Genomic DNA, 21833 nt, shown 5'->3' with positions numbered 1-21833 from the left:
CTTATCGTATCAAATATTTAGATGTTAATAAATAACAAATAATTCAAAAAAGTGATTCGAACGAGTCGAATCACTTTTTGATTGTTGCCTATTTTTCCATCCAATTTGTATGGAATACTCCTTCTTTATCAATACGCTGATACGTATGAGCTCCAAAATAATCTCTTTGAGCTTGCAGAAGGTTTGCAGGAAGTGTCTCTGTACGATAGCTGTCATAATAAGCTAATGCGCTAGCAAGACCCGGTACAGGAATTCCTAATTTCACAGCTGTCGCTACAACATCACGTGCAGCTTCTTGATAGTTTTCAACGATGTCCTGGAAGTATGGATCAAGCAATAAGTTTGTTAATTTTGCATCACGGTCGTATGCTTCTTTAATATTTTGTAAGAAACGTGCACGAATGATACAACCGCCTCTGAAGATCATGGAAATATTCCCTAAGTTCAAATTCCAGTCATATTCTTCAGAAGCAACTTTCATTTGTGCGAAACCTTGAGCGTATGAACATATTTTGCTTAAATAAAGTGCTTTACGAATCTTTTCAACAAATTCTTTTTTATCGCCTTCAAAAACTGCATTAGGGCCACGAAGAATTTTGCTAGCTTTCACTCGTTCTTCTTTCATTGCAGAGATAAAACGTGAGAAAACTGATTCAGTAATGATTGATAATGGTACACCAAGATCAAGAGAACTTTGGCTTGTCCACTTACCAGTTCCTTTTTGTCCAGCAGTATCTAAAATCACATCAACCATAGGCTTTCCTGTTTCATCGTCAACCTTTGTAAAGATGTCCTTTGTGATTTCAATTAAGTAGCTATCAAGTTCACCTTCGTTCCAGTCTTTAAAGATTTCATGCAACTCAGGTGCACTTAAACCTAATACATCCTTCATTAAATGATATGACTCACAAATCAATTGCATATCACCATATTCGATACCGTTATGGACCATTTTCACATAATGACCAGCACCATCAGGACCAATATATGTACAACATGAGTCTCCGCTTACTTTAGCTGAAATATCTTTTAAAATTGGCTCAACAAGATCATATGCTTCTTTTTGCCCGCCTGGCATAATAGAAGGTCCTTTAAGAGCTCCTTCTTCACCACCTGATACACCCGTACCAATGAAATGAACCCCAGACTCAGCAAGATCTTTGTTTCTACGACGAGTGTCCTCAAAGAATGTATTTCCGCCATCAATTAAGATATCGCCTTTTTCTAGATGTGGTAATAATTGTTCAATTGTTGCATCCGTTGCAAATCCCGCTTTTACCATTAACAATATTTTTCTAGGTGTTTCTAGAGAAGATACAAATTCTTCAATACTATATGTACCAACCACATTCTTACCTTCTGCTTCTTTTAACATTTCTTCTGTTTTCTCAGAAGATCTGTTATAAACAGAAACACCATACCCTCTGCTTTCAATGTTTAGCGCAAGGTTTCGACCCATAACTGCAAGTCCAATTACCCCAACTTGTTGTTTGCTCATCTTCTACCACTCCTATTTAAGACTGTCTTTAGTTTGCTCGGACTTTACCCAATACATTATTATTTTCTCACAACAATTATTTATCGGGTAGAGTTTTTTTAGAACACTTCATTTATATTACTATCACTATTAACATCTCGCAAATATTTTCACATAATAACTTCCTAATTAAGTCCGAATGTCATTATGTAAAACTAATATCATACCAACTAAATCAACCCTTTTACGTACATTTGCAATTATAATAAAATAAAATGAAGGTCACGTTTAAATGTAAATTAGATCCTGTAAAACCAAAGAAATATGATCGTACTACTATTTACAGATTTCATGCATATGATGGTAGTACATCTAAAAACTGTAGGTGATCATTTGAATCGACTTGACTTAATACAACATAAGTTTCAAAACTTACAAGAAAAAAACATGTCTTTTGAACAAGTATTCAGCAGAATAATTAAATTCATGAAAATTAAACCATGTGGCAATTATCGATTAATGGTTGGAACAGATTCTCAGGTTCATGCAAAGTGTACAGTTTTCATTACCGGGGTTGTCATTCAAAACACTGGTAAAGGTGCTTGGGCTTGTATTCGAAAAGTAACAGTTCCGAGAAAAATGTTGCATTTACATGAACGAATCTCACTAGAAACATCCTTAACAGAAGAAATTGTTTCGATGTTCACAGAACGTAAAAAAAACGACATGATTGAAATTGTATTGCCATATTTGTATCAAGGAGCTACCTTTTCAATCGAAGGGCATATCGATATTGGTTCGGGTCAACGAAATAAAACAAGAGAGTTTGTTCAAGAAATGGTGACGAGGTTAGAATCAATGGGTGTTGAACCAAAAATAAAACCAAATGCATTTGTTGCTTCAAGCTATGCTAATCGATATACAAAAAGGGGAGGAAGGTAATCAGTCTCCCTCTTGGCTATCTAACGTAAATGATTGGGTCGTACATATATTGTAATTCCTATTTATGTACTTCTATACTATCTAGCTTGGAAGCAGCTTGACCGATTGCCTTTTTCGTTTTAACAGGTATTAATAAATGCCAATTTCCAGTGTACCCAAGTAGCATTGGTTAGGGTACATCAATATCTTCTATTGAAAAGTTCATAAGAGTAGCTAGTGTTTCTTTTACTTTAGGATTTACCTGAATTAACAGGACTGATACTAGATGCCCTTTTTCTTTAATTTGTTCTACTGGAACATCCACATGAAGAACATGTATTTTCTTTATCTTATTCACTCTTTTCGATCCAAAGTACATCCCACTTTATTTATCATACCTTCCTTCTTTTGAAAGTCAAGATCGAGTTAGAATTTTCTGTTTTTTAATCATGCATAAACCCCCTTATTAATTTAGGGGTTCCGTTTTAAACTTTCATTCTCTTTTGAACGAGTCTTTTTGACCAATTAAAGAGGAATATACTCCCAACCATACTAACAGCAATACCTATTGCTAGCGAAAAATGATGTGTAGCCCACTGAATGATTAAATCGAACCGAGGAATGACCCATAAAATACTAAGAAATAATGAAAATACAACTATTTTCAGAAAGTCTGACATGATTTGTATCTCCTTTTTCAATGATTGTCCATTTCAACTATATGAAAAAGTGTCTAAAACATACCAGAATAATTGATTTTACCCTCTATTTTTTTACTTTTTTCTTATATTCAACGCGCTAAGAACATGTTATTTCTACTTAAGAAGAGGGTGAAAAAATGAATATTATCTTACTGATTACGAGTATTGCATATTTGTTTTTGTACACCTCTCATTTTCAAGCCTATCAAGCTAGTGGATTAGATTACGAACTTGTATCAGTTTTTAAAGAGCTTCAGATTTCTGAAACGACAAATCCTAAAGAGCCTAATGCACAGTTAGTACAAACAACATTTGTTATTACTTTTCTTCTCCTTATTTATAGTATTCAATGAAAAACTCAATCTTGTAAAATCAAAATATTTTTTGCTTGCTGTCTTTTATCAATCGAATTATTTTCAAAGTTATTCCTATTCCTCATAACCTTTTTTGAAAGGAGGAAACAGAATGCTTTGGATTCGTTTAATTGCCATCGCGATATTTTCAGCAAGTGCATTTAGCATCTTTTTATATCAAGGAATCGAATTCACACACGCAATGTTTGACTTATGGAAAAACAAAGCGTAATTTAACTTGAAAAGCCGTACGAAGTTTACAGATTCCGCACGGCTTTTTTTTTACTTGATTTAAAATGGTCCCCAGTTAATGGCATGAGCAATTAATAAAAACACACAACCAATTAAGAACCAAACAATTAAAAGTGGAAAAATAAATTTAGCCCATTTCCCATAAGAAATTCCTGCAGCTGCGATGGTTGCCATAAAGTAACCAGAAGTTGGAAAAAATATATTTGATAACCCGTCTCCGACTTGGAAAGCTAAAATGGCTGTTTGTCTAGTTGTCCCAACGATATCCGCTAATGGAATCATAATCGGCATTGTAATTAAAGCTTGTCCACTTCCTGATGGAACAAAGAAATTAAATAAGCCTTGTGTTGCTAACATTCCTAAAACCGTAATAGATGAAGGCAAACTACTTACAACATGGGATAATCCATAAATAATTGTATCTATGATTTGGCTCTGTTCCATGACTACAGCAACCCCACGAGCAACTCCAATTATCATTGCACCAAGCATTACATCACGAAACCCTTTATTAAATGAATCACTTATTTGGTTGCCTGACATTCCCGAAACGAGCCCAACAATTACACCCATTGCTAAGAAATAGCCCGCTAACTTTATGAAGTCCCACTGATGCGTTAACACCCCATAAATCATCCCAACAAACATTAGAATAACGACAATTCCAGCAAATTTTTGTCTTGTTGAAATCGCGTAATTTTTTTCTTCATAAATATGTTGTGAAGTCGTTTCTTTTAAGCTTTCAGCAACCATTTCAGGATTTTTCTCCAACCTTTTCGCATAACGAATTAGAAACAAAATACCTGAGAGAATAATTGCCAGTAATAAAAGGAATCGATATCCTGCACCTGAATAAACAGGCAGCTCCGCGATTTGATGAGATAGACCAACAGTACCTGGATTCGTCAGTGCAGCTAAAAATCCTCCAGTTGTTGAAATCAATGCCACCCCTGCTGCCATCATTTTATCATAACCAAGTTTTATCATTAACGGAATTAATATCGGTACGTAGACTAAAGCTAACTCAGGTGTTCCGATAAAGGCAGTGATAATGGAAAAAGTGACTAATAATACAGGAATGATCAATATCTTTCTCGTTATAAAAGTTCTAGTAAGTCGATCAACACCGAAATGGATTATTCCGGTATCTTTTAGTACCATAAATGCTCCACCAATCATAAACGTGAAAAAGACAACAGAACTTGCACTAACCATACCTTGAGGAATGGCAGTAAGAAATTCCATAATCCCAATAGGAGTTGAATCTATAAACGTAAACACATCTGGATTTATCATCATTCTTCCCATCGGACCTTCTACTCGCTCATATTCACCAGCAGGAATAAAATAGGAAGCAATACTCATGACAGCAACAAATAATATCAAAATAACATAGATATGTGGAAATTCGAACTTTCTTTTCTTTTGATTAACTTTTGTTGTAATCGAAGTCTCTGTTTTCATGGTGCCCACTCCTTTTTTCTCTATAAAGCTATCTATATGTTTGTGTTCTACTTTCGAAATATTATAAAATTGAGTTACTCACTCTTGTAACTGAGCTGTCATTCATATTTTCATATACGAATTGGCCTCTAGAAATGGTGTATTTTGTTTTCCCGATAAATTTCTTTCCAATGTAAGGACTAATTTTATGTCGATAGTAAAGATCTTCTTTTTTTAAGGTAAACTCCTCATTTAGATCTACTAAAGTTAAGTCAGCGTCTGACCCAATTTGTATAGAGCCCTTTGTAGGGTATAATCCAAATCGTTTCGCGGGTTGATAGGCTGTTAATTCAGCAATCTTTGAAAGTGATATTCGTCGCTTATAAAACCCTTCTGTTAAAAGGACTGATAATGTACTTTGACACCCCGCAATGCCACCCCACACATCAAAAATGGTTTCTCCCTGATCTTTTAATTCAGGTGGGGAAGGGGAATGGTCGGAACTAACCATATCGATATCGCCATTTTTAATTGACTTCCAAAGCATTTCCACCTCTTCTCTTTCTCTTAAGGGTGGTGCACATTTAGCAGTAGCACCAATTTGCTCGAAGTCATTTATTGAGAAAGCTAAGTAGTGTGGACACGTTTCAACAGATACATTCACACCTTTTGTCTTCGCCTCTATAATTCGGTCAATCACACGTTTGCTACTTACATGAACAATGTGTATTTTACATCCGGTTAATTCCGCATAGTTTAGTACTCTCTCTACAGCCTCAACCTCAGATATGATAGGTCGGGATTGACAATAATCTCGGATAGAAAACCGCTTTTCATTGATTGCTTTCTCTGTTAGATAATTAATCATTTCATTCGATTCAGCATGTAAGGCTAATATAGAATCTAATTCAGCAATCTTCTCCATCCCTTTCAGTAAAGTCCCGTTATCAGCATACTGAAAATCGTCCGTTCCGCATTCTGACATAAATGCTTTAAATCCTATTGCACCTTCTTCATGTAAATCAGTAAGGTGATCTATATTATCAGGTACTAACCCACCCCATAAACGGTAATTTATAATTGCTTTATCATTGGACAATTGTTGTTTTATTAAAAATTGTTCCCTTGTAGTCGTTGGCGGATTGCTATTTAGAGGCATATCAAAGAAAGTTGTTACTCCCCCTGCTGCTAAGCTTTTGCTTCCTGTTTCAAGTCCTTCCCAATTGTCTCTACCTGGTTCGTTAAAATGTACATGTATATCAATTAATCCCGGAAAAATATGCAAACCATTTGCATCAATTACTTTGTGATCGGTAGACTGAATACTTCCCGGTGTACATATAGCAGCAACTTTCCCCTCGCGAATTCCTATATCTGCTTGAAAAACATCTTTTTCCGTTACAATTGTCCCAAATCTGACAACGATATCAAACATACACAAGCCCCTCTCTGTTCTTCATTTACTAATTAGTAATGAGTGTAGAAGATTATTACGAAAACATCATTAGTCAAACAAGATAAATAAGTAAAATAAAATTAGTTATTATGTATAAAAATAAATCAGCTAATACAAACTGATTTGAAATATTAGCCAATAATTCAGTTTTATCAGAGGTTTTGAAATTCTATATCAATTATGTTAGAAAATATGACGACTTTTTTCTGTTGCAACCATATAAAACGCTTCCTTAAACGACCACCTGCTAAAGCAGGTGGATTTGGACATAAAATGTCTACGACTAAAGTCGCTTCTTAAGACTGAAGTCCTCTTAAAGGCCTATATGCTTAACCACACTAAAATTTGACTAAACTCACTCTTCTATCGTGAATATGTCGTTCTTTTCTTCATTGAATTGGTTTGCAATATAATTTCTTATTGTCTCTTCATCTACTGTTCCTACTGTGGCACAAAAATAGCCCCTTGCCCATAAGTGCTGGCCCAAATATTTCTTTTTCAATTCGGGAAATTGATCCTGGAGAAGCCTTGATGATCTCCCTTTTAGGTACTGCATGATTTTACTTGGCGCCAGGCTCGGTGGACATGATAACTAAGTGGATGTGATCTTTCCCAACACTTCCTTGCAAGATTGTAATTCCTCTTGCTTCACATCCTTGCCTGATTAATTCTCGTGTTCTTACGGCAATCGGACCACGTAACACCTTATATCTATATTTTGTAACCCAGATTACATGAAACTTGATGTCAAAGACTGCATGACTATTCTTCTTATATCCGTCCATACTTTCACCTCACACCTTAAGTATGGACATCGAAGGATAAGGCTAAAAGCGTATACCGTCTAAAGACGGTGGAGTTAGACCACGCGTTTGGAAATTAAAACCATTATCTCCAGCTTTGATATCTTATAAGTCCAATAAGAGGCTACATTGGCTCTGCTCGTTCGAGGTTATTCAAAAAGGGAAACATTTTCTTTTTTGAACAACCTCTAAATTTTCATCATAAAAAAGAGACGAACCCAATGGAAAATAATCTTGGTTACATCAAGGTGAAATGTTAAATTACCTTACATACCTTGATGTTCATCCACGGTCGTCTCTTTCAGACGTGTTATCCCAACTTTTGTTTAATCTTATAAATTGCTTTATTTAGTATTGAAATAAAATAATTGTTTCACCTTCCTCTTCCAATAACTTCTCTGAGTGAACTTGTGCTATGATTGTCAGCATAATAAAAGTCTAGTGCTAGTGTATTCGTATAATCACAAAATGTCTGAAACCCCGTAGCTTTTGTTTCCTTTCTATTTATTCCTTAATATAGTTTGGTACGTGAAATTATTTTCATTCGATCCATTTTCCCTTTTAAGATCCAATAATGGCGTGCGAGTTTGTATGCTGTATCATTGGATTCAGAACCTTCAGATGTACAGAAGGTCGTCGTTAAAAAATATGGGCAGGTCCGTTTTCCTGCTGCTGTTTTATAGACGATGTTGGATGAAGGAAATGCTTTTTATCGAGTTTTCCAGCTTTTGAATGGAGAATGTTATCTCTTTCAATCTACCATCCCTTTCTGTTAATCTGTGTAACTTCGATTCGTCTCAACACCACACCAATCCAGTAACGTTAAAGCGATGATTTCAGCAGCTTCAAAAACTTTGACTAATTCAATGTATTCATTTGGAAAATGAGCTTTCTCTGTTACACCCGGTCCAAAAACAATGGATGGTGTTTCTCCTACATTTGTTAAAAGACCCCCATCTGTTCCCCATGGCGATGCTTCCACAACTGGGTCTTTCTTTAAAACTGTCTTATAATTTCTAGACAGAGATGTGACTAATTCATGATCTGTTTGGATCGATCCTGGTAACCATCTTGCCCCAAACCATTCTAGTTTCAGAGGGTAATGTTTAAACCATGGATCAACATCACCAATTCTTAAAAGCCAATTCTCCATTTCTTTCTTCGCTTCTTCCATTTTTTCTTCTGGTGAAACGCCCATTCGACCTTCGATTTTCACAAGATCTGCAACTGATGATGGCCAATCTCCACCCTCAATTTTTCCGATATTTATCGGTATCGGGATTGGAATCGTTTTATATAATGGGTCTGTGATCCGTTCGTTTCTTTTGTTCTCCAGATCACGAATGTGATTCACAACGATCAAACTTTTTTCAATTGCACTTACACCTTCGTAACGAGTTCCACCATGTGCAGAGCGGCCTTTTATATAAAGTCTGAACCACATGGATCCTTGTTGTTTTGGAAATATTTTCATATTAGTTGGTTCTGGAATAATGGCAGCATCAGCCTTGTATCCTCTTAAAATACTTGCTAACGTACCAGATCCTCCGCTTTCTTCTTCTATAACACTTTCAAAGATGACGTCTCCTTTTAATTTCACATTTAGGGCCTGCAGGACTTGAATGGCGAGGAGAAGAGAAACATTGCCACCTTTCATATCTGTTACACCTCGTCCATACATTTTTCCATTCTCAATCGTTCCACTATACGGGTCATGTACCCATTGGTCACGATCTCCATCAGGTACAACATCAACATGCCCATTTAAGATAATTGAGCGGCCTTCTCCTGTCCCTTTTAATAAGCCAACAACATTCGGGCTACCTTTAAATTCAGTTCGCGAAGAAGCAAAATAAGGATTCTGTTGTAATTCAACTTCATCAGGATCCCAAACATCTACTTGTAAGCCCATATTTGTTAACGTTCGAAAAATGATGTTTTGACAAGTTGCTTCGTTTCCCTGTGTACTTTTAGCTCTTACTAATTCTTGAAGTAAACTAATCCCGCTTTGCTGGTTTCTAGCGAGCCATTCTTTTATAAGAGCTGGAAAGTCAATTCCTTTATGGTTCACTTACCTTCCTCCTTTCTACACATCTTTTATGATTTTTACTTTTTTTGATATTTGAAGATCTGCTCCAGTTGCTAAAGACACCTCTTCAATTGTATATGGGGCCATCACTTCCTTTAGAAGCAATCCTGTTTCTGTAATTTCCATAACAGCCATATCTGTAATAATCATGCTGACACATCGTTTTGCTGTCAGTGGAAACGAACATTCTTTCACAATTTTCGGCTCACCATTTTTACTTGAATGGTTCATGACGACAATCACTTTTTTTGCTTTTTTAGCAAGTTCCATCGCACCGCCAATTCCAGGGACGCGTTTACCTGGTACGATCCAGTTGGCAAGGTCACCTTGTTCACTTACTTCTAATCCCCCTAAAATGGTAATATCTAAATACCCGGACCGGATCATCCCAAACGCCGTAGCACTGTCAAAATAAGAAGCCCCTGGGACCACGGTAACGGGAAAGCCAGCTGCATTGCATAAGGTTGGGTCCTCTTTGCCTTGGTTAGGTGATGGCCCCATTCCAAGAATTCCATTCTCTGCTTGAAACATAACATTTATTTCTGAAGCAATGTGATTAGTAACAAGTGAGGGAATCCCAATTCCTAAATTAACAATCATGCCATCGTTGATTTCTTCAGCTGCTCGTTTAGCAATGCGTTCACGAACATTTATTCCCATGCCCATTTCCAATCTACTCCTTTGCTTTTCACAACCATATTAACAAACACTCCTGGAGTGACAATCTCAGCAGGATCTAGCTCACCGAGAGGAACAATCTCTTCAACTTCTGCAATGGTTATCTTCCCTGCCATTGCTACTAAAGGGTTGGTATTACGCGCACTTGTTTCATAGATCAGGTTCCCAAATGGATCTGCTTTTTTGGCGTACACGATGGAAACATCTGCTAACAATGCCGTTTCTACTAAAAAGGTTTTGCCTTCAATTGTGACTTTTTGTTTCCCTTCTTCAATTATGCTGTCAAGGCCGATATCCGTTACTATCCCGGCCAACCCGATCCCTCCAGCGCGAATTCGCTCTGCCAATGTTCCTTGTGGCGAAAATTCAACTTCTAATTCTCCATCAACCATTAGTTGACCTGCAACCGGATTAGAGCCTATATGGGAAGCAATTAATTTCTTTGCCCTGCCTTGACTCACAATTTTCCCAATGCCAATATTGGGAAAACCAGCGTCGTTGCCAATCAATGTCAACTCTTTTAGATCTTTTTCGATTATATGACCAATGATTGTTGGTGGGTTGCCCACTCCACCAAACCCGCCAAACATTAACGAACATCCATCTGTTATACACGCACCTGCTTCTTCTATCGTTTTTATTTTATCGAGTGGTTGCTTGGTTGGCTGCACTGTTAAGACCTCCTATCCACTTTGAACCTCGCGTAGAGTTTCTTCAAAGAGAAGAACTAATTCATTGATTTCTTTGTTTGATATGATAAACGGTGGAGAAATAATAATCGCATCACCATGAATTCCATCCTTTCCTGCTGAGGCAGGGTAAATCAACAAGCCTTTGTCTCTAGCTATTCTTACAACTTGATTTGTGATATTCATTTGTTTTGAAAATGGCAGCTTTAAGTCTTGGTCGGCAACAAGCTCAACCCCAATCATTAGACCCTTCCCACGAATGTCACCAATTATCGGATATTGTTTTTTTAGATCATTCAACTTATTTAATAAATAGAGACCATTTTCATGCGATTTTTCAACTAATTTGTTCATTTCAATGAATTCTAGAACAGCTAAAGCGACTGCTGCAGATTGTGGATTGGCACTGTACGTATGACCACTCATAATTGACTTTGATCCGTCCAAAATCGGTTTCATTACCTTATCACTTGCTAAAGCAGCTGCGATTGGCGTATAACCTGCACTCATCCCTTTGCCGAGTGCAATGATGTCTGGTTTCACGTTCCAGTGATCGATTCCAAACATTTTCCCAGTCCGGCCTATTCCAGTCATAACTTCATCAGCAATAAATAAAATATTGTACTGATCGCAAATCTTTTTAATTTGTTGATAATATCCTTCTGGTGGAACAATCACTCCACCGGCTGCTCCGACAATTGGTTCTGCAATAAAAGCAGCAATATGTTCAGCACCTACACGGTTAATAGCTGTTTCTAATTCAGCTGCACAAGCCAAATGGCAATCTGGATACGTCCTTTGAAACGGACAACGATAACAGTATGGTGCCGAAACACTTGGATACTCTTCTAGAAGTGGAACAAACCGTTCTCTCCTAGCAACGTGACCTGACATCGACAATGCCCCAATTGTAATGCCATGATAGCTCACCCAACGTGAAAGAATTTTATTTTTCCGGTAGTCTCCTTGTTCTTGCCAATGCTGAATGGCCATTTTCATCGCAGTTTCAGTTGCTTCTGATCCACTATTCACAAAAAACGACCAATAATTTGTTTCTGCATTCATCAGTTCATTTAATTTCATTGCAAGCTGTTCAGCTGGATCAGATGTAAATTGTGAACGATAAACAAAGGAAAGCTTTTGTGACTGATTATGAATGGCGTCAATGATTTCAGGTATCGCATGACCAATACTAGCTGTGACAGCACCAGATGAACCATCCAAGTATTTTTTTCCAGAATCATCATAAACGTAAACTCCTGCACCTTTCACAGCTACTGGGTATATCTCATCGATCATTGGTTTAATAAGCAATGAATGTTTCACCTTAATCCCTCTCTTCTTATGAAGGGCATTAATACTTGCTTCAACTTAAAGCTTAAAGCTCTGTCCCCTATATAAGGTCATTCCCCATCAAATCGGAGAATGACTGTTTGAGTCAGTCTAGTTAAATCGAAAGTAATTTCTTTTTAATAATTTGGGATATTCCATTAATTGGTCATAAGCAATGCTTTTTCCAATTTTCGACGTATCAATTAGCATTAAATGATCTTCTAGATCATTGATTACGTCTTCTGATTGATATTCCATTCCACAGGCATTACATTTAAACCCTGGTGTATTTGTAATCTCAATTGCTCGGGTACCATCCGGAAGCTCCCAATACACTGTACAAGTTACCGATTCAGCTTCAAGCTCCTCGCACCATGCACAATTCATGTTTTACACTCCTTTCTTTTGATCAGGATCTGAGTTATTATTGTACTTTTTCAATTCAGCTTGATATTTTTTCTCTTTTAATTGGTCGCGTTTCTCACGTTTATCTTTTAAAGTCGAATAACCTTCATTCTGTTGATAATCAGATCTACGATTATACCGTTCTAGTGATTTTGGAATAATGGTTCTTTGTTCATCGTTTAATAAGGACGATATTCCTGTATTTGATTGTTTATCCTCATAATTTTTATAAACCTCACTGAAATAATCATCTGCACGTCCCGCCACATATCCTTTTGGTTCAGGGTAGCTAGTAATGACCCCTTCAAAGTTTCGGAGTACAACCTTCTCTGGACTTTGAGAGATCATGTAATTCGGTTGCAAAGTGATTTTCCCTCCGCCACTAGGAGCATCAACTACAAATGCAGGTACACTGTAACCTGACGTGTGACCACGCAACCCTTCAATGATTTCAAGACCTTTTGAAATAGGAGCTCTAAAATGGCCAATTCCTTCAGAAAGATCACATTGATAAATGTAATAAGGTCGAACTCGAATTTTTACTAAGTCATGATTGAGTTTTTTCATGATCGGAAGACTGTCATTAATACCAGCTAAAATCACCGCTTGATTTCCTACTGGAACACCAGAATTCACAAGCATTTCACAAGCTTGTTTGGACTCCTCTGTGATTTCAATAGATGTATTGAAATGCGTATTTAACCAGACTGGATGATACTTTTTTAAAATGTTGCACAAATTTTCTGTGATTCGTTGTGGAAATACAACTGGAGCTCTCGTTCCTATTCGAATAATTTCCACATGAGGAATATCGCGTAAGTTCTTTAATATATATTCAAGAATCTTGTCATTAATTAATAATCCATCACCACCTGATAAAAGAACATCTCTCACTTTTGGTGTATGACGAATATAGTCAATTGCTTCGTCTAATTGCTTTTTCGGCACGCCCATCCCAATCTGACCTGAAAAACGGCGCCGAGTACAGTAACGACAATACATCGAACATTGATTGGTTACGAGAAACAAGACTCGATCTGGATAACGATGAGTTAAACCAGGCACTGGCGAATCCTCATCTTCTTCTAATGGATCTTCTAAGTCATATTTTGTTTTGTTAATCTCTTCCCCGATCGGAACAGACTGCATCCGAATTGGACATCTTGCATCATCCGGATTCATAAGTGATGCATAATATGGCGTTATATTTAACGGAATCGTTTTAGTAGAAATCTTAACCCCTTCTTCTTCTTCTGGAGTTAAGTTAATTACTTTTCGTAAATCATCTAGTGTTCGAATCGTATTTGTTAATTGCCAAATCCAATCATTCCATTGGTCCTCTGTAACGTTCTTCCAAAGCTCGATTTCTTTCCAATGACGAGTTGGTTGATATAAATCCATTTGCATGTGAAAACCTCCTAAATAATCTGCTCATTGATTTAAAAGCAAGATACGTGCCAACTTCTACATAAGTCCTGTAAAATAACAAAATCAACAACTATCTCTATATAAATAAGCAGAACTAGGCGCATTTGTTAAAGAATTTTAGCTATATTATTAATTAAAATAAAAAAACTGCCGATTTTCTGGCAGTTTTTAGCTAACGTTCTTTCTATTCACTTTTAAGCTGATGCTGAATAACTGGCAGTAGCATAAAAAACTGGCAGCTTGTAAGTTTAAAAACTAAATACAAATCATAATCACTGGTAACATCCTGGACATTTAATCTTTCATACATAAAAGTAAACATATCAAATAATACTAATTTCAAAACCAAGAAAGAGGTGTTTTAACATGGCAAGTAGCAACAATAATTCAAATCAATTATTAGTTCCAGGTGTACAGCAAGCATTGGATCAAATGAAGTATGAGATTGCATCAGAATTTGGCGTTCAATTAGGAGCTGACACGACTTCCCGTGCTAATGGCTCTTATCCCATTCGATTGAAATCATTATAAACATTGAACTTCAAAATCAGACGAGATTAATTCCATGTTCTCTAAGTCCCAGTCAAAAGTAAGAATTGCAGAATGTACAGATTTATGGGAAAGTAAACGTTTCCCATTCTTAATAACAAGACTTTCAGCTTCCCAAAAGGTAACTGATTCATCTTCTACCGTACGATTACAAACAAATAAAGGTAATCCAGTATCTATTGTTCGCTGCTCCCACTCACCATTAGGCCCATGTAAGCCTGGACCCCAAGAAGATGGACCTACTAAGATCTCTGCTCCTTTAGATAAAAAAGTATCAGCAACCTTATTAGTAAAAGCGTCTGCACATATCAATATCCCAACTTTAATGCCTCCCAAATCAACAGGGACCATATCTGTACCTGAGTTTGACCAATTATCTGTGATACTAGAGATTTTTCTTTGTGTTCCTATTAACTCCCCCTTACGACTTAATACAAATACAGTATTATATAATTCTCCTGTATCAGATTTTTCAGGACAACCAAGAAATACATTCGTATTTATTGACCTCACCAATGTAGAAAATGTTCTCAGCCATTCATCAGGTTGTTCATTAATCCAATCAACTCCAATCTTTTGAGAAAATTGCAACCCACTAACAGCTAATTCAGGTGTTATAATCCAGTCTACATTTTTTCCCGCTGCAAGTTTAACCGCTTCCTCTATTAGATTTTGATTATATTTAATATCCCCTGCAATAGACAATAAGTGCAATAATGCAATCTTTAATCTCCTCATCAAAAATTCACCCTTTCTATGACCGACCCCTATATAATATCACTATTGCCCTTTGGAATAGATGCGTTTTTGGGCATTAACACAACATTTATTAAACTATTCTGGAAATAGTAATCATCAAAGCCATACGTTTTTAGTTTGAATCTTTTTTATCAACATTCTATAATCCACTTCTCATCTAATAGAAAACGCTCGGATTTCTACATCCAAGCGTATTTCAATAATAATTTAGTTAAGTCGCTCTATTATTTTGCGGTCCCCTGATCTACAATCTCCATCCATGTCTCGCCGCTATCTTTTGTCATAAAAATATCCTTATTAAAAGTGGCAAAAACATATTCATTTACGTCTTGCGGATTTTGTCTTACATAAGCGACAGCATCTCCGCTATCTAATTGAGGAATGTTTAAATCCGTTTGGTTTGTACCTTCTAAGCTAATAGACAATACCTTTCCTGGTACACTTACCAATAGTGAATTATGATGATCAAAAGACACAGCTGTAGCATTGACATTTTCAAGTAACGCTTCAAAGGAATCTCCATAGTCCTTTGAAATAAACACTCCAGCATCTGTTCCTATCGCAACAACTCCTTCTTCGGTTGGGTGTGCAGCTAGCGTTGAAGCTTGTCCAACTATCCCTTCCAATTTGCTTTGATTCCACGTCTCCGTTTCATCTGTTGAATAATAAAAACCTGGTTCATCCATTCTGGAGTTTGGTGCTGGATTAAATACATAAATGTCTTTTGTATTATATCCGACAGTCATGCCATGGAAATCTATTTCTTCATATAGATCAAGAATCTCTAATGTTTTTCCTTTATCAGTACTCTTTACGATCCCAAATGGATCAGCCATTTTTGAACCAGGAGCCGGATGTCCACTACTATAAAAGCCATCTTCCACCATCGAAAAGCCCATGTAGTCGTGAAGTTCTCCTTCTGTTTGATCAGACCACATACCATCAGAATAGATCTTTAACCCATCATGAGCAGGAACGTAAATCTCTTGCCCATCACCCGTGTAGTCTAATCCATGGATGTGCATAAATGTTACGGATTCATCATCACCCTGGCTATTCTGGATAAATCCAAGAATAATGGCTGCTAACAGAGGAATCACACTAATGAAAAGAACTGTTTTTGACAATTTACTTAATTTGCTTCTTTTAATACTTTCTTCTTTCTTTTTCATGTTTAAGGTATTCATTTTCTTTTTCAAAAAGTACCACACGGCGATAAGGCCGACGAATAAGACTAATGATACAATAAATCCATTTTTCAGAATCGTATTCACTAGAAGTTCTTGCTGCTGTTCTTCTTCTGTACCGTGCGCGAAAACAGTAGCAGGAATGCTTAACAAGGTTAATAGTACACCAAAGCTGTATAGTAATTGTTTCATTTTACGTCCTCCATATATCATTTAATCTCTCCATTTCCTTTAACAGATTTTGATTCACTTTCTCCACTTGATCCATTTGAGTATAAATATTCTGCAGCTCTTTCGATTGATGTGTCACTGATGACTTTTCTTCATTTTCGTTTCTTTATTAGTGATAGAAGTACAGCACAAACCTCCTTTCTTTTTACCCGTCCCCATATAACACGATAGGCTTAAAAGGACAAGTACACCAATGAGTACGAACGTGAGTATATCCATGGTCATTAACCCCCTTCATCAAAGTGAGAACATCTTTGTACTATTAATGTAACAATAGGTACCACTTTGCCAGCAATTAAATTAATATGTTTAGGACAGTTAATCAAAAGAGTCAGATGGTAATAGGATGGTAAAAGTTGTCCCTACTTTTTCAGTGCTCTCTAAATGAATAGAACCACCATGGTGTTCTATGATTTGCTTCGTAATAGCTAATCCTAACCCACTACCTCCGCTCTTTGAGGAGCGGGATTTATCAACTCGATAAAAACGATCCCATATATAAGGAAGATCTTCCTTTGGGATTCCTTCTCCATTGTCCTCAATCTCGATCTTTAGTTTGTTTAGCTGTTTATTTACTCTGATCTGAACCTCTCCGGATGGTTGTGTATGACGGATCGCATTATTCAATAAATTTAACAAAGCTCGCTCAATCAGATCGATATCAATATTTGCTACTATGTGAGATTGTGACGAAGAAAAAGTCAAACCTATTTTTTTTTCATCTAATTCTGGTTTTACTTTTTTACTGCTATTCCGAATCAAGTCAACCAGTTCGATTTCCTGCCTATTTATTAAGATTCTTCCTTCTTCCAGTTTCATTAGTTGAAAGAGGTCTTTCACTAGTCTTTCCATTCTCGTCGCTTCTTGATAAATGACAGTTGATTGATCTTTGACAAGTTCAGGATCTACGTCCTTGTCCTTTAATAGAGCAGAATACGCTTTGATATACGTCAACGGAGTGCGAAGATCATGGGAAATGTTTGTTAAAAACTGTTGTCTTGTATCCCTGTATTCCCTTAGCTGCCTTGCCATTGAGGTAATATCTTTCAATAAATCTGCCAATTCATCTTTTCCTTTGCTTGTTAGTTCAACGTCAAAATCTCCTTTTGCTATTCTCTTAGTTAAATTCTGAGCATTCGTAAGAGGCAATGTGATCTTTCTTGAAAAAGCAATAATAAGAATCCCTGAAAATAACAAAGTGATCATTCCCATAATCGTTGTAATGATCAAAAGTTTCCGTCTGGCTTCCTCAAAACTTCCAGTATCTTGGTCAATAAACAAATATCCTTCTACTTCACCATTTCTACTGAACGGTTCAAACGACCAGATATGAGGGATATGATGAACCATTGTGTCCACATATTCAGTTCTTCCAGATTCTAAATGTATAGCTTCTAATACCCACTTTCGATACCTTTCAAGCAAATCGTCTGCTATCTGATGACTACTTGCTTGTACATTGAACTCTTTGTCATAAATAATAAATGAATTCTCTAGTTCTCTCTGCTCCATTATGACAACGTGCTCAAACGTTTCTGAACTTTTGTGCGCCTCAATGACTTCCCGATGAGCTTCAAGTCGATATTCAATGTCTTTTTGAAGTTGATCTTTATAAAAAGATTTTGAAACAAAGTAAAACGCTGTCCCCATGGCGATAATAATTAAAGTCGTTGACAGGAAAAACAGAGTTGCTAATTTAGTTGATAATTTCATTCTTTTACTTCCTCATGCTGGGGTGTTCGGTATCCAACACCCCAAACCGTTTCAATCATTATTTTCTCAACACCTGCCTGTTTCAACTTCTCCCGAATATTCTTAACATGGGCATCGACGTTTCGATAGTCTTTGTCATCAGCCCCATCCCATTCTAAAGAAAAAAGAAGCTCTCTCGTATACACTCTTCCCGGTTGAGAAAAGAGGCGTGAGAATATTTGATACTCTTTTTTCGTAAAAGGAATTGCTTTTTGATTGTATGTAACCGTGTTTTGTATTTGATCTAAAGTTAAGCCGTACATACTCCTATTGTCCTTTTTTTCAACTGAAGGTTGGACCCTTCTCAAAACAGAGTTAACTCTTGCAACTAACTCCTTTGGTTCAAATGGTTTTGTGATGTAATCATATGCACCAAGATTCAACCCTTCAACAATCAGATCTGTTTCTCCAATTGCTGAAAGTATAATGACTGGGACAACCATATTTCTCTGATTTAAGATTTTCAGGACTTGGAACCCATCGATTCCAGGCATCATAATATCAAGTAACATTAGATCAAAGTGATTCTCCTCAAGTAAGTTGATCGCCTCCTGACCTGATGATACGGCTTTCCCATCAAAATTCGGAGATTTTATACAAAATGAGATTAGCGTTTGCATCTGTATCTCATCATCTACAATAAGTATTTTCTTCATGATTGCTCGCACCTCTTTTACATCCATTACTTGTTTCTTAAAATGTATCTCGAATTATTTTATCTTAAAAGTATGAAGAAAAAAATGAAGTTCTCTTCGTTTTATTAATTCAGTACTAACTCAAAAAGAAAAAACTAGATGCCCATTAACTTAACCAGCTAATTATGTGTAAGTACACTCGAAAAAGTTGAACAAACTTTAGAGCTCTTAAGGTGGAAGAATGGGTGTATGCTTCCATCTCATTGGTTGTAACGTTAGTCAATAATAGTTCAGAGGAGCATGATTTTGTCATTCAAGAATTAGATTATCATCTTCATACTATGCCTGGTTCTACTAACAAAGAATCGATCACCTTTACCGAAGCTGGAACTTATGAAGCTATTTGTACAATTCCTGGCCATAAGGAAGCGGGGATGGTTGCAACCATACAGGTTACAGAGTAGGTTTGTTAAGTGGCTCCTATATTTGGAGCCTATGTTTAATTAATCTTTTCAAGAAAAATAAAGCTATCGTTATCTGGAGAATGGATGTCAAATATATCTCCTACTTCAAGTCGTAACACTCTCATTAACTCGGATGGGATTCGAATTGAGCCCCTTTGACCGATAATCATTTTGTTTTCTAATGTATCACCAAAAGATTTCCGTATGACTAAACCATTTGTCTTTTCTGATAAACTAACCGTCACTTCATCTCCGGAGTGAATATTTAATCTCTTTCTAATTAAATTAGGGATGATGATCGACTGCCTTTGATTAAGATTACAAGTTGATTTAGAAACTGAGAGCTGTTTTTTCTTTTCTTCATTAATAACTACCTCAAACATAATAAAACACCTCGAAAAAGTTTTCATTTTGGATTGAATTTTTTATACCTTACTGTAAAAGAAAAAAGGTTAGCTAATAAGCCAACCTTCTTCACTTGTTTAATGTCCACCGTGGTCTTCTCCACCAAGTGAAACAATTTCCATCTTTTCATCAAGAATGCCTTGCGTTGTGAATGACACATTTTTGAAAGATCCTACTACATACCCGTGGTTATACGGACCTTCTGTTGGTTCTTCTATGAATGCTGGCTTTACGCGAGCCATGTATTCGTATAGTTCACTTGTTATTTCTCCTTGATCCAGCCAAAGTAACGGTGCATGCTTCCCTAAATGAGCGAAAGGAGCAGCTGCGACGGCAAGTTCTGGTGTTTCTGTAGAAGAAAATACGAAGCCGTGTGCGGGATTCGTAATCCCCCAACCGAAGCCTGTTTCGGTGTCTTTGTATGAGGCAAACTCAATTGATTGAGCCACTGGATTTTCACCTTCAATACGATGTACCGTTCCATAAGTTTTTAGTTCCTCGGCAACCTTTTCAGAAATAATGGTTTTTGGACCAGCAATATAAATCGTTACCCCATCTTCTCTACTTTTAAGAGCATCAATTGTTTCTTGTGGAATTCCTTCATTATTCACATATAATAATGATTCATTCATATGGGTGATCCAGTTTGCAACAGTAGTCGTATATTCTTTTGCACTTTCCTCTGATGAACCGATGATGACATTTGGATGTACCTCTGCAATTGTCTCCGAGAACCTCTCTTCAACCTTTTTAGCGAAATCTGCTGAATTTTCACCCTTTATTTGTTCCACGTTATAATCATCTAGTTTGTTCAATTCTTTGTCCTCTACATCACCTACAACAAGAACTTGAACGCCCTCACTATTTCCTTTTGGTTGAAGACGGTTAAGTTCATTCAAGACATCCTCTGAAATCTCCTCATCCCAATAAAGCATTGGACCATCATTCGGATGGTGCACTAACGTTAAGGAAGCCAATGCATATTGCCATTGATTTAAAGGAGCAAGAATGACTGTTCCTGGTTGATTTTCTTCATGCGTCGCAGGCCATATCGTTTGAGAAGCTAGAATAGACATTTGAACAGGATCGTCCTCATTTAACCGAGTTGTATTTTTTGTATTTACTACCTTTAACCCGTTTGTTGCATTATCGTTAATCGTTTCAGGTGGAGTAGCAGCAATCTGTTCTAAATTTGCTCTACTATCTTCCTCATCCATTTCCATCCCATCTGATCCATGGCCTCCATGAGGATCTTCCTCATCCATTTTTTCCGTCATTTCTTCTGACATTTCATCTCCATGATTCATTCCGTGGTCAACTTCATCTGTGTTGTCTGACTCATCTGGGGAACATGCAGTCAGAAATAAACTGAACACAAGAAAGCTAATTAATAAAAAGCGTTTGTTTACAACTATTGTCTTCAAAGAACATCAATCCTCTCAATTTCCTTAATCGGCTATTTACCTCCTGTATATTATCACTAGTTTATGAAAAAAGTATGAAGATTACTTATTTCACATATGTGTCATGTTTCTTTTATAAAGGACAACTCTATTTACTCAAAAGAGGTGTCCTTTCCTTAATTCATTTTTAAATAGTTGCGTTATTCTGAACTGACTTTATCGGCATTTTAGAACTTTAAAAGCTGCCCTAGGCTAATTTTTCAATTATATTCTTAACTATAAACTTCGCATTCTTCCTCACCCCATGTTTGGGGAAGAGTATGTATCCTTTTGCCATGGGACAAAGTGACTTGATGTTTCTCACTTAACTCAGTAGCAATCTGCACACCTGTTTTTCCTGCTCACACTACAAGAACATTCC

At 36.7% G+C, this 21833-nt stretch carries 20 protein-coding genes and 2 pseudogenes; 4 read left to right on the top strand and 18 right to left on the bottom strand.

Going from position 1 to position 21833, the window contains the following annotated elements; genetic code table 11:
* Nucleotides 1-88: 88 nt before the first annotated feature.
* Entirely contained in the window at nucleotides 89-1498 is a 1410-nt protein-coding gene (gndA, locus tag SAZ04_RS14280; RefSeq protein ID WP_332696244.1) for an NADP-dependent phosphogluconate dehydrogenase, read from the bottom strand.
* A gap of 426 nt (nucleotides 1499-1924) precedes the next feature.
* On the opposite strand from gndA, the gene SAZ04_RS14275 reads away from it, so the two are divergent.
* Entirely contained in the window at nucleotides 1925-2419 is a 495-nt protein-coding gene (locus tag SAZ04_RS14275; RefSeq protein WP_332696301.1) for a ribonuclease H-like YkuK family protein, read from the top strand.
* Nucleotides 2420-2588: 169 nt separating this feature from the next.
* Here SAZ04_RS14275 and SAZ04_RS14270 read toward each other — a convergent pair whose 3' ends face one another.
* Both SAZ04_RS14270 and SAZ04_RS14265 read right to left on the bottom strand, forming a co-directional pair.
* The gene (locus SAZ04_RS14270) at nucleotides 2589-2756 is read right to left on the bottom strand and encodes a hypothetical protein (protein WP_332696242.1); all 168 of its coding nucleotides are present in this window, start codon (nucleotides 2754-2756) and stop codon (nucleotides 2589-2591) included.
* Nucleotides 2757-2883: 127 nt separating this feature from the next.
* Nucleotides 2884-3078 carry a hypothetical protein gene (locus tag SAZ04_RS14265; RefSeq protein WP_332696240.1) on the bottom strand — a complete coding sequence of 65 codons (195 nt, stop codon included), beginning with the start codon at nucleotides 3076-3078 and terminating at the stop codon, nucleotides 2884-2886.
* Between the two features lie 158 nt (nucleotides 3079-3236).
* Between SAZ04_RS14265 and SAZ04_RS14260 the strand changes: the two genes are divergently transcribed.
* Complete coding sequence (locus SAZ04_RS14260; RefSeq protein ID WP_332696238.1) at nucleotides 3237-3452, top strand: hypothetical protein; 216 nt, start codon at nucleotides 3237-3239, stop codon at nucleotides 3450-3452.
* 291 nt (nucleotides 3453-3743) lie between these two features.
* On the opposite strand, the gene SAZ04_RS14255 is transcribed toward SAZ04_RS14260, so the two are convergent.
* The 9 genes and pseudogenes from SAZ04_RS14255 to kamA all read right to left on the bottom strand — a co-directional run bounded on the left by SAZ04_RS14255 (nucleotide 3744) and on the right by kamA (nucleotide 14006).
* Nucleotides 3744-5168 carry a YfcC family protein gene (locus SAZ04_RS14255; RefSeq protein WP_332696236.1) on the bottom strand — a complete coding sequence of 475 codons (1425 nt, stop codon included), beginning with the start codon at nucleotides 5166-5168 and terminating at the stop codon, nucleotides 3744-3746.
* A 61-nt stretch (nucleotides 5169-5229) separates the two neighbouring features.
* Entirely contained in the window at nucleotides 5230-6582 is a 1353-nt protein-coding gene (locus SAZ04_RS14250; RefSeq protein ID WP_332696234.1) for an allantoinase, read from the bottom strand.
* 376 nt (nucleotides 6583-6958) lie between these two features.
* Nucleotides 6959-7388 (bottom strand): annotated as a pseudogene (gene tnpA / locus SAZ04_RS14245) (IS200/IS605 family transposase).
* Between the two features lie 790 nt (nucleotides 7389-8178).
* The gene (locus tag SAZ04_RS14240) at nucleotides 8179-9477 is read right to left on the bottom strand and encodes a peptidase (RefSeq protein WP_332696232.1); all 1299 of its coding nucleotides are present in this window, start codon (nucleotides 9475-9477) and stop codon (nucleotides 8179-8181) included.
* Between the two features lie 15 nt (nucleotides 9478-9492).
* A complete protein-coding gene (locus SAZ04_RS14235; protein ID WP_332696230.1) occupies nucleotides 9493-10161 on the bottom strand; it encodes a 3-oxoacid CoA-transferase subunit B in 669 nt (222 codons plus the stop codon).
* Nucleotides 10146-10763, bottom strand: coding sequence for a CoA transferase subunit A (locus tag SAZ04_RS14230; protein ID WP_431309011.1), 618 nt, complete (start codon nucleotides 10761-10763; stop codon nucleotides 10146-10148). Before SAZ04_RS14230 ends, SAZ04_RS14235 begins: the two co-directional genes overlap by 16 nt.
* 93 nt (nucleotides 10764-10856) lie before the next feature.
* Nucleotides 10857-12188, bottom strand: coding sequence for an aspartate aminotransferase family protein (locus SAZ04_RS14225; protein WP_332696226.1), 1332 nt, complete (start codon nucleotides 12186-12188; stop codon nucleotides 10857-10859).
* 117 nt (nucleotides 12189-12305) lie between these two features.
* Complete coding sequence (locus SAZ04_RS14220; RefSeq protein ID WP_332696224.1) at nucleotides 12306-12581, bottom strand: YokU family protein; 276 nt, start codon at nucleotides 12579-12581, stop codon at nucleotides 12306-12308.
* Between the two features lie 3 nt (nucleotides 12582-12584).
* A complete protein-coding gene (gene kamA / locus SAZ04_RS14215; RefSeq protein WP_332696222.1) occupies nucleotides 12585-14006 on the bottom strand; it encodes a lysine 2,3-aminomutase in 1422 nt (473 codons plus the stop codon).
* Nucleotides 14007-14393: 387 nt separating this feature from the next.
* Here kamA and SAZ04_RS14210 point away from each other — a divergent pair.
* Nucleotides 14394-14531, top strand: a pseudogene (locus tag SAZ04_RS14210) (alpha/beta-type small acid-soluble spore protein); the annotation flags it as partial.
* A gap of 21 nt (nucleotides 14532-14552) precedes the next feature.
* On the opposite strand, the gene SAZ04_RS14205 reads toward SAZ04_RS14210, so the two are convergent.
* The 4 genes from SAZ04_RS14205 to SAZ04_RS14190 all read right to left on the bottom strand — a co-directional run bounded on the left by SAZ04_RS14205 (nucleotide 14553) and on the right by SAZ04_RS14190 (nucleotide 19161).
* Nucleotides 14553-15314, bottom strand: coding sequence for a carbon-nitrogen hydrolase family protein (locus SAZ04_RS14205; RefSeq protein WP_332696220.1), 762 nt, complete (start codon nucleotides 15312-15314; stop codon nucleotides 14553-14555).
* A 245-nt stretch (nucleotides 15315-15559) separates the two neighbouring features.
* Nucleotides 15560-16714 carry a F510_1955 family glycosylhydrolase gene (locus SAZ04_RS14200; protein ID WP_332696218.1) on the bottom strand — a complete coding sequence of 385 codons (1155 nt, stop codon included), beginning with the start codon at nucleotides 16712-16714 and terminating at the stop codon, nucleotides 15560-15562.
* A gap of 357 nt (nucleotides 16715-17071) precedes the next feature.
* Nucleotides 17072-18466 (bottom strand): sensor histidine kinase, encoded by a 1395-nt coding sequence (locus SAZ04_RS14195; protein WP_332696216.1) that lies wholly within the window; start codon nucleotides 18464-18466, stop codon nucleotides 17072-17074.
* Complete coding sequence (locus SAZ04_RS14190) at nucleotides 18463-19161, bottom strand: response regulator transcription factor (protein ID WP_332696214.1); 699 nt, start codon at nucleotides 19159-19161, stop codon at nucleotides 18463-18465. Before SAZ04_RS14190 ends, SAZ04_RS14195 begins: the two co-directional genes overlap by 4 nt.
* Nucleotides 19162-19385: 224 nt before the next feature.
* Between SAZ04_RS14190 and SAZ04_RS14185 the strand changes: the two genes are divergently transcribed.
* The gene (locus tag SAZ04_RS14185) at nucleotides 19386-19604 is read left to right on the top strand and encodes a plastocyanin/azurin family copper-binding protein (protein ID WP_332696212.1); all 219 of its coding nucleotides are present in this window, start codon (nucleotides 19386-19388) and stop codon (nucleotides 19602-19604) included.
* Between the two features lie 35 nt (nucleotides 19605-19639).
* Here SAZ04_RS14185 and SAZ04_RS14180 read toward each other — a convergent pair whose 3' ends face one another.
* Both SAZ04_RS14180 and SAZ04_RS14175 read right to left on the bottom strand, forming a co-directional pair.
* Nucleotides 19640-19987 carry an AbrB/MazE/SpoVT family DNA-binding domain-containing protein gene (locus SAZ04_RS14180; protein WP_332696210.1) on the bottom strand — a complete coding sequence of 116 codons (348 nt, stop codon included), beginning with the start codon at nucleotides 19985-19987 and terminating at the stop codon, nucleotides 19640-19642.
* Between the two features lie 99 nt (nucleotides 19988-20086).
* On the bottom strand, nucleotides 20087-21433 hold the full coding sequence (locus SAZ04_RS14175) for a cell wall-binding repeat-containing protein (protein WP_332696208.1): 1347 nt from the start codon (nucleotides 21431-21433) through the stop codon (nucleotides 20087-20089).
* Nucleotides 21434-21833 lie beyond the last annotated feature (400 nt).

It is taken from the genome of Halalkalibacter lacteus, assembly GCF_036663595.1.
Lineage (GTDB): Bacteria > Bacillota > Bacilli > Bacillales > Bacillaceae_D > Halalkalibacter > Halalkalibacter lacteus.
The sequence above is the reverse complement of the archived record's forward strand: the minus strand, read 5'-3'. Positions and strand labels throughout refer to the sequence as shown.